At 70.0% G+C, this 14037-nt stretch carries 6 protein-coding genes; 2 read left to right on the top strand and 4 right to left on the bottom strand.

Going from position 1 to position 14037, the window contains the following annotated elements; translation table 11 throughout:
* Positions 1-159: 159 nt before the first annotated feature.
* The 4 genes from EAO71_RS26220 to EAO71_RS26235 form a co-directional block, all read right to left on the bottom strand.
* The gene (locus EAO71_RS26220) at positions 160-1575 is read right to left on the bottom strand and encodes an extracellular solute-binding protein (protein WP_147980287.1); all 1416 of its coding nucleotides are present in this window, start codon (positions 1573-1575) and stop codon (positions 160-162) included.
* Between the two features lie 549 nt (positions 1576-2124).
* Positions 2125-6411, bottom strand: coding sequence for a discoidin domain-containing protein (locus EAO71_RS26225; RefSeq protein WP_147980288.1), 4287 nt, complete (start codon positions 6409-6411; stop codon positions 2125-2127).
* 243 nt (positions 6412-6654) lie between these two features.
* A complete protein-coding gene (locus tag EAO71_RS26230) occupies positions 6655-10029 on the bottom strand; it encodes a CARDB domain-containing protein (protein ID WP_147980289.1) in 3375 nt (1124 codons plus the stop codon).
* A 312-nt stretch (positions 10030-10341) separates the two neighbouring features.
* Positions 10342-11352, bottom strand: coding sequence for a LacI family DNA-binding transcriptional regulator (locus EAO71_RS26235; protein WP_147980290.1), 1011 nt, complete (start codon positions 11350-11352; stop codon positions 10342-10344).
* 449 nt (positions 11353-11801) lie between these two features.
* Here EAO71_RS26235 and EAO71_RS26240 point away from each other — a divergent pair, with 449 nt between their 5' ends.
* Both EAO71_RS26240 and EAO71_RS26245 read left to right on the top strand, forming a co-directional pair.
* Positions 11802-12254 carry a single-stranded DNA-binding protein gene (locus EAO71_RS26240; RefSeq protein WP_147980291.1) on the top strand — a complete coding sequence of 151 codons (453 nt, stop codon included), beginning with the start codon at positions 11802-11804 and terminating at the stop codon, positions 12252-12254.
* 245 nt (positions 12255-12499) lie between these two features.
* Positions 12500-13891: a Cys-Gln thioester bond-forming surface protein gene (locus tag EAO71_RS26245; protein ID WP_147980292.1), complete on the top strand. Its 1392-nt coding sequence runs from the start codon at positions 12500-12502 to the stop codon at positions 13889-13891.
* The last annotated feature ends 146 nt before the right edge of the window (positions 13892-14037 follow it).

The following is a 14037-nucleotide window of genomic DNA, read 5'->3' on the forward strand; positions in this document are numbered from 1 at the left end:
GGCCTGGCGCAACACCCTGCTCTTCACGGTGCTCGCACTGGTCTTCGGCTTCGCCGTCCCGTTCGTCGTCGTGCGGAGGGTCTGGGTGCGGGCCGCCCTCGGTGGGGGCGGCGGACCGGCGGAGGGCGGCGGGACCGGCCGCCCTCCCCCGGTGTCCGGTCACCCGTTGGCGAGGACCTGGTTGACCTGCGTCTCGGCGGTGGAGAGGAGCTTGGCGATGTCGGCGTCCTTGTTGGTGAGGATCCCCGACATCACGTTGTCCAGGACCTTGTAGACCTCCTGGGCCTTCGGCGGCTCGGCCTTGCCCGGGACGGGGTTGTCCATGAACGACTTGAAGTTCGCGACCGGCATCGTGGCGTGCTCGACACGTGCGGCGTCGTCCGTGGTCTTGGACTCGTTCAGCCAGAAGTTGGGCTGCGGAACGCCGACGGGCAGACCGTCCTGCTTGGTGCGGGACCAGGCGAACTGCCCCTTGCCGACGGTGAGGTTCTTGAAGTTCAGCCAGGCGACCGCGGCCTTGATCTTGTCGCCGGATATGCCCTGCTTGATCATGTAGTTGTTGCCGCCGGCCAGCGTGCTCTTCTCGCCGGGGATCGGGCCCATGCCGAAGTTCTCGTACTTGGCGCCCAGTTGCTGCACCATGTACGCGATGTCGTCGGGCGCGGCGAGGAACATGCCGAGCTTGTCGGTGGCGATCTGCTTCTGGAGGTCGCCCCACTGGAGCAGCTGGGTCTTGCCCATGCTGTCGTCCTCCCACCGCATGGCGTGGAGGTTCTCGGCGACCTCCCTGCCGATCTCGTTGTTGAACGCGGCCTTCTTGCCACTGGCGTCCACGACCTCGCCGCCGCGGCTGTACATCTGCGCGGTGAAGTGCCACCCGCCGGTGTTGCCGGCGCTGTACTCGCCGAAGCCCGCGATGCCCTTCCCCAGGCCCGCGATCTTCTTGGCGGCGGCGCGGACCTCGTCCCAGGTGCGGGGCGGGATGTCCGGGTTCAGGCCGGCCTGCTGGAACAGCTTGCGGTTGACGAGCAGGCCCATGGTGTAGTTGCTGGTGGGCAGACCGTAGAGCTTGCCGTCCTGCTTGAGGGAGCCCAGGACGTTCGGGTCGATGTCCTTCAGGAGCGGGACGCTCTTGTCGTTGACGTACGCGGTGATGTCCGCGSCGCCGTTGTTGTCGAGCACCTGCGGCAGGTCGGTGAAGTACGTGTAGAACACGTCCGGCTGCGACTTGGCCTTGAGCATCGCGGTGAAGCGCGGGGGTTCCAGACACTGGCCGGGAGTGGAACGGCCCTCGATGGTGACGTTCGGGTACGTCTTGTTGAACTCGGCGACGTCCTCCTTCCACTCCTTGAGCTCGGCCGCCTTCGCCGCGGGAGGCATGCAGTCGATGGTGAGCGTCACCTTGGTCTTCGGGTCCAGCGGGGCGGCCGGGTCGGACGACCCGCCACCCTCGGAACCGCCACTGCCGTTGTCGCTGCTGCTCGTGCCGCAGGCGGCGAGAGCGGTCAGCGTGAGCGCGGAGACGAGGGTGACCGCGCTGGCGCGGCGCGTACGGCGGAACCGGGCACTTCTCATGGGTGGTCCCCTTCGGGCATGAACGTGGAGGTCGCCCCACCGCCGGTGCGTTGTGGGGCGCCGCACACTCAACCATCCCCAACAAGTGAACGCAAGATATCGCGCTGATTTCGTAATTGCCTGACAGTCGACAGCAGGACGGCGCGGATCACGGCTTACGAAGCGGACAACGCGGGGGCGGACCGGGCGGACGGAAGCACCCGCCGTTCCCCGGGCGGAGCGGGCCGTACACCCCTGGAAACAGAGGCCGTCGGGGCCGGAGACCTGCCGTTCACGACGAAGCGGGAGCGGGGCCCGCCGGCCCCGCTCCCGCTTCAGCACTCCCCCACGGGCCTTCCCGACTCGCCCATGGGCCCTGCACGTCGGCCACGGCCCGCAGAGCGCCGTGGGGCACCCTGCGGGCCGTGGCCGCCGGATGGCGGGCCCTCGCCCTCTGAGGGCAGCGCGGAGGCCGCGTAGGGCGCATCCAGCCACGCAAGGCCGGTGCAAGCAGCTGCAAGCCACCGGCACCGACCTCGCAGCGCGCGGACGGTCTCACCCGGAGGCCCGCTACGGATTCACGGTGATCCTGAAGGTGGACGTCGTGTTGCGGATGTCGACGGCGTTGCCGCTCATCCTCAGGCCGTTGAAGGTCACCTCCCCGACGGCGGGGCCCTGCCCGGACTCGGGCATCTCGTTGGCCCACAGCCCGAAGCCGGACTTGGCGTCGTAGGCGTCACCGCTCCGGCGCGCGCCCGTGATCGAGATGTCCGAGAACACGGTGTCCTTGATCGGGAACTGCGGCTGCCCGCCGACGTAGTTCGTCTGGAACATCACACCGCTGTAGGTCGGTTCGACGATGTCGACGTGGTTGACCCGGATCCCCTGGAAGACCTTGGAGGCGGAGAAGACCCAGACGCCCGGGAAGGTCTGCGAGCCCCAGAAGTGCCCGCCGGCCCGCACGATCGAGATGTTCTCGAAGGTCGTCGGCGTGGTGCCGAAGCCGTTCATCGGGTAGCCGAAGTCCAGCGAGGAGATGGTGATGCCGGAGTAGACGAGCGTGTCCGCGATGTGGATGTTGCGGAAGGTGTTGTCGTACCCGCCGTAGACGGCGACGCCCGCGGCCCGCCAGGTCAGCGTCGAGGTCAGGTTCTCGTAGACGTTGTTCTTCATGTCCGCGCCACCGGCGTCGATCGCCGAGAACAGGGCGAAGCTGTCGTCCCCGGTGGCCCGCGCGTCGTTGTTGGTCACGAGGTTGTCGGTGGATCCGTTGGTCATGTTGATGCCGTCGGCGAACATGTCGCGGATCCGGGAGTTCCTGATCGTGATCCGGTCGGCGTTGGCACCCCAGTACAGGCACACCATGTGCTCGTTCCAGATGTCGTCGATCACGATGTCCGACACGTTGGCGAAGTCGAAGACCTTGCCGGGACCGTCGATGCGCGAGGTGTAGTTGCCGAAGTACGCGAAGCCCTTGAAGAGCGAGCCCTTCGCCGCCGCCTCGGCCCGGAAGCCGATGTCGGTGTTGTCCTGCGTCGAGGGCGCGTGGAACCTCGTGTACCAGGGACCGGCCCCGACCACCTTGACGGCCTTGCCGTACACCTGGAACTTGCTCGCCGTCTGGTAGTCGCCCGGCGGCAGGTAGACGCCGACCAGCGTGCCGGTGGAGTCCATCCGGACCTTGTCGAGCGCGTTCTGGACGTCCTGGTGGGTGAAGCCCGCGGGCACGGTGTACGAGGCGGGGTCCGGGTTGGCCACCGGCACGACCTGCTCCAGGTTCACGAAGTCGATCGCGTACGTGGAGGTGTTCGCGGCGTCCTTCTGGAGCCTGATCCTCGAGCCCGCCGGAACCGTCTCGCCGAGGAGCAGGTTCGCCTCGTCGTAGATGTGGCGCGGGGCGCCTGCGCCCGGGGAGTTGCCGGGGGCGGTCTCGGCTCCGTACAGCCAGGCGTACTTGGACGTCAGCGGCATCGCCTTCTTCAGGACGCCGTCGACGTACACGTCGATCGTGGCGTCGATGCCGCCGCCGCCGGGCGCGTCGGGGATGGAGAAGCGGGTGACCAGGGTGTTGGTCGGACGGCGGGTGGTGAACTCGACGTACTCGCCCGTCGCGTCCAGGTTGACGGCCTTGCGGCCGGACGCCTCACCCGCGATGTCGCCGACGGTCCGGTTCGGGCCGACGACCTGGGCGCCGCCGCCTGCGGTGCCGTCCTCCGCCTCGTACATGTCGTACGGCATGTTGGCGCCGCGGCCGACGAAGAGGGGCTGGGTGGACGTGTTGTTCTCCCGCTTGACCGGCGGCTCGTTCGCGTCGTCGGCGACCACGGTCCTGACGGTGTACGAGCCGTTGACCGCCGTCCACGGGCCGAGGGCCACCTCGGCGGTGGCACCGGCGGCGAGGGCGCCGGAGTGGGCTCCCGTCAGCGTCTTGACCGTCGCGCCCTTGGAGTCGATCAGGGAGAGCGTGACGCCGTGGCCGCCCGTCGCGGCGGCCTGGGTGCCCTGGTTCTTCACCGCCACCTTGAAAGTGACCGTGTCACCGGCGGCCGGGCTGGACGGCGAGGTCGTCACCGCGGCCGCGACGAGGTCGGAGCCGGCCACCGGCTTGACCACCAGGGCGGTGGGGCTGGTGAAGGTGTTGTTGGACTCGTTCTGCTCGATGATGGCGTTCGCCTCGTCGGCGACGGCGCTGAGCTGGTAGCTTCCGGCGTCGCGCGCGCCGATGGAGGCGCTGACCGTCGTCTGCGCGCCGGCGGCCAGGGCGCCGACCTGCGCGGTGGCGACCTTGGTACCGCCCAGGCGCAGCGCGACCGTGCCGGCCGGGGCGGCGGCCGGGCCGCTGTTGCGGACGGTGGCGCTGACCGTGATCGGGTCCGACTCGACCGGCGCGGCCGGCGAGGCGGTCAGGCCGGTGACCTCCAGGTCCGGGTTGGGCGCCGCGACCCCGATCACCTGGAACTCGGCGACCTGGCCGGCGGAGGAACCGGAGTTGGCGGTGAACCTGAGCTGGACGTCGGCCACGCGGGCCGAGACCGGGATGGTCACGGTGTTGCCGCTCGCCGGGTCGAAGGTGTAGCTCCTCGAGGCGACCAGGCCGCCGAAGCCGGAGGCGCTCTGCTCGCGACCGAGGACCTCGACCGTCTGGCTGCGGGTCGCCCAGGACGCGTCCGGGTTGAGCTTGAGGACGACCCTGTCGACGTCGGCGTTCGAGCCCAGCTTGACGGTCAGGGTGTTCGGGTAGCTGCCGCCCGCGCCCTCCCAGTAGGTGCTCGTGCTGTTGTCGTTGGCGTTGGCCGCGACGAAGGTGTGCACCACGGAGGAGGCGGCGATCTCCTTGCCGACCGCGAGGTTCGAACCGGTACCGCCGGTGCCGTTGCGGGTCACCTTGTTGCTGTCGGCCGACTGGTTCCCGGCGGCGTCCTTGGCGCGTACGTGGTAGGTCACGGTGGCCGAGGCCGGCTGGGTGTCGGTGTACGTGGTGACGTTGCCGGCCACGCTGCCGCGCAGCGTGTTGTTGGCGTACACGTCGTAGCCGGTGACGCCGGTGTTGTCCGAGGAGGTGTTCCAGACCAGTTTGACCTGGCCCGACGCGGGCTCGGTGAAGGCGAGGTCCGCCGGCGCGGTGGGCGCCTGGGTGTCGCCGGTGTCGCCGGTGCGGGTGACGGCGTTGCTGTTCGCCGACTGGTTCCCGGCGGCGTCCTTCGCACGGACGAGGTAGGTCACGGTCTGGTCGGCGGGCCGGGTGTCGGTGAAGGTGGTGACGTTCCCGTCGACACTGGTCAGCAGGGTGCCGTTGGCGTAGATGTCGTAGCCGGTGACGCCGGTGTCGTCGGTGGCGGCGTTCCAGGTGAGCCGGATCCGGCCGGTGGCCGGCTGGGTGAAGGCGAGGTCGGCCGGCGCGCTGGGCGCCTGGGTGTCGCCGGTCCGGGGGCCGTAGACCTCCAGCTCGGAGAGCTGCGCGGCGGGCTGCACGCTGTTCGCCGTGACGAGGACGCGGACGTAGCGGGTGGTGGTGGCGTCGAAGGTGATCGTCGCGGAGCGCCCGCTCGCGGCGTCGAAGGTGTACGCCTGGGCGGCGGTCAGGTCGGTGAAGGCCGTGCCGTTCGTGCTGCCCTGGATCTTGAGGGTCTGGCTGCGCGCTCCCCAGCTGTCGGGCAGTCGCAGGACGACCCGGTCGACGCGCACGGACGCCCCGAGGTCGGCCTGGATCCACTGCGGCAGGGCGTTGTTGGCGCTCTCCCAGTAGGTCGCGCGATTGCCGTCGTTGGCGTTGCCGGCCGTGTACACCTCGGTGTGGCTGCTCGCGGTGAGGGTGCGTCCGCTCGCCAGGTCGACGGAGACCCCGTCGGCGGCGTGCACCTCCAGCTCGGAGAGCTGGGCGGCCGGCCAGCCCGTGTTCGCGGTGATGTCGATCCGTACGAACCGGGTCTGGGTGGCGGGGAACGTCACCGTGACCGTGTTGGCCGCTCCCGGGGTGAAGGTGTAGGAGGCGGAGCCCTTGAGGGTGGCGAAGCTGGTGCCGTCGGCGCTGCCCTGCACGGAGAGCGTCTGGCTGCGGCTCTCCCATCCGGCGGGCAGCTTCAGGACGACCTCGTCCACGCGGGTCGGGGTGCCGAGGTCGGCCTGGACCCACTGGGGCAGGCCGCTGCCCGCGCTCTGCCAGTACGACCCCTGGTTGCCGTCGGTGATGTTCGCGGCGCCGTACTCGGCGTGGGCGCTGGCGGCCGCCGCCGGGTCGCCCAGGGCGATGTTGGGGCCGCCCGCCGCCCGGGCGGTCATCAGCGGACCGCCCAGCGCCAGGAGGCCGGTCGCGATCGCGGCGCTCAGCCACCGTGATCTCCAGTTGCGGATAGTCATCTGTCCTCGATCTCGGCCTCGCGCACGACGGCGGCGAGACGCGGCTCAGTCGGATATGTCCACGAGAGACGCAGAGTTGTAGCTTCTTTGCGTTGAACGCTCAGAGAGTTCCAGAGGATTGTGAGAACGTCTACGGCTGCGACGGGGCGACTTCCCCCGCCTCCCCGGCCCGCGGCAGCCCGTACGCGGACACGCCGGTACGGCGGCCCGCGGAAGCGGGCCGCCGCGGCGGTGCCGGGAGTGTCAGCCGGTGCGGTTCACCACGAACTGCGAACCGGGTTCGACGAGGACGTCGCCCTCGGCCGAGTTGGTGATGGTCACGCCCGTCAGGGTCGCGCTGCCGCGGGCGCCGCTCATCGCGAGGACGCCGGAACCGTTGACCGACCTGTCGATCCGGACGTTGCTGATCCTCACGTCCGGTATCTCACCGCCACCCGTCTTGAACTGGATGCCGTCGTAGGTCGAGTCGAGGATCTCGGAGTCCCGGATGGTGACGCCCGGGATGCCCTGCCCCTGGGCGAAGAGCGTGATGGCGCCGAACTCCTGGTCCTCGTTCCAGAACGCGCCGCCCGTGCGGTGCAGCGCGTTGTTGGCGATGAGGGTCTGCCCGGAGAAGGGCAGCGGGTCGTGGTCGGTCGCCAGCATGATCCCCGGGTAGTTCATGGTGTCGGAGATGATGTTGTTCTCGATCGTGTTGCCGTACCCGCCGTAGACGGCGATGCCGTTGGCGCGCCACGGCAGCTGGATGGTGTTGTTGCGGAAGTGGTTGTCGTGGCCGACGTCCACCGAGGTGTCCTTCACGTACTTGCTGGCCCACACGGCCAGCGCGTCGTCGCCGGTGTTGCGGAACGAGGAGTTGAAGACGGTCGAGTTCCGCGTGCCGTTGGCGAAGTTGATGCCGTCCGCGTAGGTGTTGCGGATGCGCATACCGCTGAACTCCAGGCCGTCGCCCGGTCCCCAGAGCTCGGGGATGTTGGAGTAGTCGCGGCCGGCCCAGACACCCACGTTGGCGTGCTCGATCCAGACGTTGCTGATCTTGGTGCCCTTGCCGAAGCGGCCGTTGAGGCCCACGCCGCCCTCGGCGTTGCCGTCCCCGCCGCGGATCGCGCCCGAGCCGAAGATGGCGATGTCGGAGATCTGCGTGTTGTGGTCGATGTCGAAGCCGAAGTTGCCCTCGTGCGGGTGGTTGATGCCGCCGGCCTCGTGCGGCGGGGTGAGGGTGTACAGCTGGGAGTGCCACATGCCCGCGCCGCGGATCGTGACGTCCCGGATGCCGACCTGGTTGAACTGCCCGCGGTTGAGCGGATCGTCCGTCAGGATCTTCTGCTCCTGACGCCACTGTCCGGCCGGGATCCACACGCACGGGATCTGGCCGTTCTGGTCGGCCGTGACCGCGCGCTGCAGGGCGTCGGTGTCGTCGAGGCCGTCGTTGGGGACGGCGCCGTACTCGGTGATGGAGACACAGTTCGCGGGCTTTGCCGCCGGGGCCGCCACCTGCTCCAGGTCGATCAGGTCGACGATGTAGAAGGATGCCTTGTCGTCCGCGTCGCGCTGGAGGCGGAACTTGGTGCCCGTCGGGTAGGACTGCGCCAGCAGGGCGTGCGACTCGTCGAACAGCCGGCGGGCGTCGCCGCCAGGCCGGTTGGTCAGGCCCTCGGGGTCGTCCGTGCTTCCGTACAGCCAGCTGTGCTTGGACGTCAGGGTCAGCTTGCGGACGAAGACGCCGTCGGCGTAGAGGCTGATCGTGGCGTCCGCGCCACCACCGGCGGCGGCGTCGGGCACGGAGTTGCGCACCACGAGGGAGTTGGACGGAGTGGTGGAGGTGAACTCCACGTACTGCCCGGTGGTGTCGAGGCGCACCGACTTGCGGCCGGAGGACTCGGTGGCGAAGTTGGTGTGCCCGAAGGTCCGCTTCTGGTCCGAGGTGAGCAGGGTGCCCTGGTAGCGGGCGTCCTCCGCCTCGTACTCGGCGTAGGGCACGGCCGCGCCGCGGCCCACGACGAGGGAGCGGGAGAAGACGTTGTTCGTCTCGTCGGTCTCGGCGACGGTCCCGGTGGCGTCGGCGGTCGCCGTGAGCGTGGCGCCGCCCGAGGCGGCGGTCCAGCTGCCGGAGATCGCGACGTTGACCGTCTGGCCCGCGGCGATCGCGCCCGCGGTGCCGTTCAGCGTGGTGGTTCCGGCGGTCAGCCGGGTGGTTGTGCCCGCCGCGACACCGGTGGTGCCGCGGTTCTCGACCGCCACGGTGAAGGTGACGGCGGAGCCGACGGCCGGGCTGGCCGGGTTCGTGGTGATGCCGGTGACCCGCAGGTCCGGCCCGGGGCTCTGGCCGACGACCAGCTTCCCCGCCGCCGTCCGGCTGTTGTTGGTGTCGTCCTGTTCGGCGACGGTGTCGGTGGGGTCGACCACCGCCGAGACGGTGTACGAACCCATCGGGCGCTTGCCCACGGTGACGGGGACGGTCGCCGAGGCACCCGCGGCGAGGGCGGCGACCGGGGCGGAGCCGGCGACGGCGCCTTCCAGGCTGACCTCGACGGTGGTGGCGGCGGCCGCGGCGGAGCCGGCGTTGCGCACCGTGGCGTCGACCGTCACGGCGTCCGTCTCGGAGGGGGAGGACGGAGCCCAGGTCAGACCGGTGACGGTGAGGTCGGGGTTGGGCGCCGCGGCGCCGACGACCTGGAACTCCGCGACCTGGGCCCCGGGGGCGCCGGTGTTGGAGAAGAAGGTCAGCCGCAGGTCGGCGTACCGGCCGGTGACCGGGATCGTGACGGTGTTCTGCCCGGTGGAGGGGCTGAACGCGTAGTCGGCCCGTGCCTTGAGGGAGGTGAACCCGGAGGCGGACTGCTCGCGCCCGAGGACCTGGATCGACTGCGTGCGCGGGCCCCAGGCCTGGTCGGGGTTGAGCTTGACCACCACGGCCTGCACGTCGGCGTTCGCGCCGAGCTTCACCGTCAGACCGGCCGGGAAGCCGGCGGACTCCCAGTAGGAGGCGGCGCTGTCGTCGTTGGCGTTGGCGGCGACGTACGTCTGGGTCGTCGAGGTCGCCTCGATCGGCTTGTTCCGGGCCAGGTTGGTGCCCTCGACCGGCGGTTCGCCGGGGCCCTGACCGCTCTCGCCCCAGATCTCGACCTCGGACAACTGTGCCGCGTTCCAGCCGGAGTTGGCGGTCACCTGTACCCGGACGTACCGGGTGGTGACGGAGGACAGGGCGAGGGACACGGTGTTCGCCTGAGCCGGGTCGAACGTCCGGGGCTGCGCGGCCGCCAGGCTGGTGAAGGCGCTGCCGTCGGTGCTGCCGAGCAGTCCGACGGTCTGGTTCCGGGCCTCCCATCCGGTCGGGAGCTTCAGCACGACCCGGTCGACGCGGGCGCTCGCACCGAGGTCGACCTGCACCCACTGCGGGAAGGATCCGGCGGGCCCTTCCCAGTAGGACGCCTGGCTGCCGTCGGTGACGTTGCCGGCCGGATAGGCGCCGTGGGCGCCCGTGGCCGTCACCGTCCTGCCGAGGGCCAGATTGGTGCTCGCGGCGGCGTACGCGGTCACCGGCAGCAGCCCGACGGCGATCAGCGCGCCTATCAGCGCGCCGACGGCCAGCCGCCAGCTCGGATGTTTGCCTCTCATAGGGGCCTCTCCATGTTCTGGGCCACGGCTCGACGACAGGAGCGACGCTCGCCAGGAACCCAGCAGGTCTCTGACAATGAATGACGACGCATTACAGGCTAATTAAGCTTCATAGTTAAGTTTTTGCGTCGCCGGGGTGTCAGGTTTCTATCAGGTCACCGCTTTGTCAACAGCCGTGACAGAAACCGCAGTTGACGGACCCTCTGGTTCCGGACAACGGAACGGCTCCGGTGCCGGGAGGCGGCGAGGCCTCCCGGCACCGGAGCCGGGGAGTGGGAGAAGGCGGGTCGAGCGGAGGAGAGGGGCGGGCGATCAGGCGAGCGGCGGCGGCGCCGTCGATCCGCGGACCACGAGCTCGGGCTCGAAGAGGAGCTCACCCGGGTCCGTCTGTGTGCCCTGGATCTGGGCACACAGCAGCTCGACCGCGGCCCGGCCCATCGCCTCGATGGGCTGGCGCACGGTGGACAGCGGCGGCTCGGTGCAGTTCATGAAGGCCGAGTCGTCGAAGCCGACGACGGAGACCTGCGAGGGTACCGACAGCCCGCGCCGGCGGGCGGCCCTGATCGCCCCCAGGGCGAGCGGGTCGCTGGCGCACACGATGCCGGTGACGCCACGCTCCAGGAGCCGGTTCGCCGCCGCCTGCCCTCCCTCCAGCGAGAAGATCGAGCGCACCACGTGCTCGTCGGGCAGCTTCGTGCCCGCCGCCTGCGCCGCGGTGCGGGCGGCTTCGAGCTTGCGCCGCGAGGGGACGTGGTCGCTCGGGCCGAGGACGAGCCCGATCCGCTCGTGCCCGAGCGAGGCGAGGTGACGCCAGGCCTGCTCGACGGCGACCGCGTCGTCGCAGGAGACGCAGGGGAAGTTGAGGCCCTCGATGGAGGCGTTGATCAGCACCACCGGGATGTTGCGCTCCGCCAGCTGGTGGTAGTGGTCGTGCGGGGCGTCCGCCTGCGCGAACAGGCCGCCGGCGAAGACGACCCCGGAGACCTGCTGCTGGAGCAGAAGGTCCACGTAGTCCGCCTCGGAGACGCCGCCCTTGGTCTGCGTGCACAGCACGGGCGTCAGCCCCTGCTGTGCCAGCGCGCCGCCGATCACCTCCGCGAACGCGGGGAAGATGGGGTTCTGCAGCTCCGGCAGGACGAGGCCGACGAGGCGCGCGCGCTCTCCGCGCAGCTGCGTGGGCCGCTCGTACCCGAGCACGTCCAGAGCCGTGAGGACGGACTGCCGCGTCGCCTCGGAGACACCGGGCTTGCCGTTGAGGACACGGCTGACCGTCGCCTCGCTGACTCCCACCTTCTTGGCCACTTGAGCAAGTCGTCGCGTCATGAGCGCAAGAGTATCGCAAGTTCCGCAAGCTGGTTGCGTCGATCTCGTATGCGTACGCTGTACTGTCCGTTCGTCCGCTGCGCTGTCCGTTCCGTCCCGGGCAGACCCCGGACACCGGGGGCGATCCAGCCCGTCGGGGGGCTGTTCCGGTGCCCGRACCCCGACATCCGCGCGCAAGTGCTTGCGCGCGGGTGCAACAAGGACGCGCGGCGCCGGTCCTGCCCGACGACGGACGGGACCGGCCCCGGCGGACCTCCCGACGACGGGACGGACCCGCCGCGCCGCCCGCGGAACGGCCCTCGGGGCGCTCCTGCGGTCGAACGGCTCCCCGGACGACGGGAATTCGGGTCTTCGCGCAGGTGACCGCCCCCGTCCGCGGCCCGGAGCCGCCCGGCCCCGCCCGGACACACCTCGTCACGCTTCCGGGGCAGGGACACGGGGGAGGGGTCGTGAACGACACGATGGTCACGCTCGTCGGGAACGTGGCGACGGCGGTCGAGTACCGGGACACCGCTTCGGGCGGGGTGGCGAGGTTCCGCTTCGCGGTCACGGCGCGTCGCTGGGACCGGGAGCGGGGCACCTGGTCCGACGGGCACACCAGCTTCTACACGGTCTTCGCCTGGCGGACTCTCGGCGCCCATCTCGCGGCGTCGGTCTCCGTCGGCGAACCTCTGGTGGTGCACGGCCGGTTGAAGGTGCGTGAGGAGGAGCGGGAGGGGCAGCGCCGCATGTTCGTGGACGTCGAGGCGGTGGCGGCGGGTCACGATCTGACGCGCGGCACGGCGGCGTTCAGACGGACGGTGACGGCCGAACCGCGGGCGAGGGAACGAGGGGAGAACACCTTGCCCGCCCCGCCGGTCCGGCCGGATCGGGAACCGCAGGCCCTGGAAGCCGTCCCCTGAGCCCGAGTTGTCGGCGATTTGTCGATACGTTGACCTGCGTTCTTCGGGTAACAGGCCTCTCTGATAACGATTATGAGTCGGAATGGTTATCAGACCGTACGAACGGGCACTCGGGCCTCCCTCATCCCTAGGATTCCCGGATACTCATGCGTCACTTGAGTAATCGGGTCTGTGAGTCTGCGGCGATGTGCTCCCCCCACGTGTCTCGACCATGACGCGGAGCAGCTCGCCCGGAGGGGAAATCCATGTTTTCTGTTCGGAGGCGCGGCCTTGCCCGCCTTGCCGCTGCGACCGCCGTCACCGGCCTCGTCGCGGCCGGTGCGATAGCCGTCGCTGGACCGGCGGTGGCCGACGAGGCCCCGCAGGGCACCGGTGGCGCCACGGCCACGCTCGGTGACCTGAAGATCTATGACACGGTCAAGATCAAGGGTCGCGAGAAGGGCATCTCGGCGGGACTCTTCGAAATGAAGGTCACGCCGGGTGGGACGATCCAGACCTACTGCATCGACCTGTACACCGGCGCCAAGACGGGCGAGGAGTACAAGGAGGTCGGCTGGGACCAGTCCTCCCTGCACGACAACCAGGACGCCGGCAAGATCCGCTGGATCCTGCAGAACTCCTACCCGCAGGTGAACGACCTGGCCGCGCTGGCCAGTAAGGTCGGCGCCGGCAAGCTCACCGAGAAGACCGCCGCCGCCGCCACGCAGGCCGCGATCTGGCACTTCTCGGACGACGTCGAGGCCATGCCGGTCAACGACGACGCCAAGAAGCTGACGGAGTACCTGGAGAAGGAGGCGAAGAACCTGGAGGAGCCGAAGGCGTCCCTCAGCCTGAGCCCCTCCTCCGTCGCCGGCAAGGCCGGTGAGCGCCTCGGCCCGATCACGGTCAACACCAACGCGGAGAAGGCCTCGGTCTCCCTCGCCCCGGGTGCCGCGGCCGGCGTGAAGATCGTCGACAAGGACGGCAAGGTCGTCACCGAGGCCGCCAACGGCGCCCAGCTCTTCCTCGACGTCCCGGCCGGCACCGCCGACGGCGCCGCCGAGATCGACGTGAAGGCCGACACCACGGTCCCGATCGGCCGCGCGTTCGTCAGCACCCGCGTCAAGAGCCAGACCCTGATCCTGGCCGGCACCAGCACCTCCACCGTCTCCGCCAAGGCCTCCGCGACCTGGGCGAAGAAGGGCCCGATCCCGGCCGTCTCGGCCGAGAAGAACTGCGCCAAGGGCGGCCTGGACATCACGGCCTCCAACGAGGGTGACGAGGACTTCACCTTCGAGCTGCAGGGCAAGCAGTACACGATCGCCGCCGGCAAGTCGGAGACCGTGACGATCCCGGTCGCCGAGGACCAGGCGTACGACTTCACGATCACCGGCCCGAACGGCTTCGAGAAGAACTTCAAGGGCGTTCTGGACTGCAAGACGGCCACCCCCGGCCCGCTGCCGTCCGAGACCCCCTCGACGTCTCCCTCCCCGGCCACGGCCGGCGGCTCCACCACGGGCAACACCACCGGTGGCGACCTCGCCGAGACCGGTAGCTCCAACGCCACCCCGATGATCGCCGGCATCGCCGTCGTCCTCGTGGTGCTCGGTGGCGGCGCGGTGTTCTTCCTCCGCCGCAAGAAGGCCATGGGCCAGTAGTCACCCGCTGAACGGCAGGTGACGAGGGTTCGGCCCCCGTCACCGACGGCCCCGGTGCGCATCAACTCGGCGGCGAGCAGCCGGTTCTCGACGACGAGGGAGTCGATGTCCGGCGCGTCGAGCAGCGCGAGGCCGCGGGGCAGGGC

It is taken from the genome of Streptomyces sp. MS191 (assembly GCF_008042125.1).
Lineage (GTDB): Bacteria > Actinomycetota > Actinomycetes > Streptomycetales > Streptomycetaceae > Streptomyces.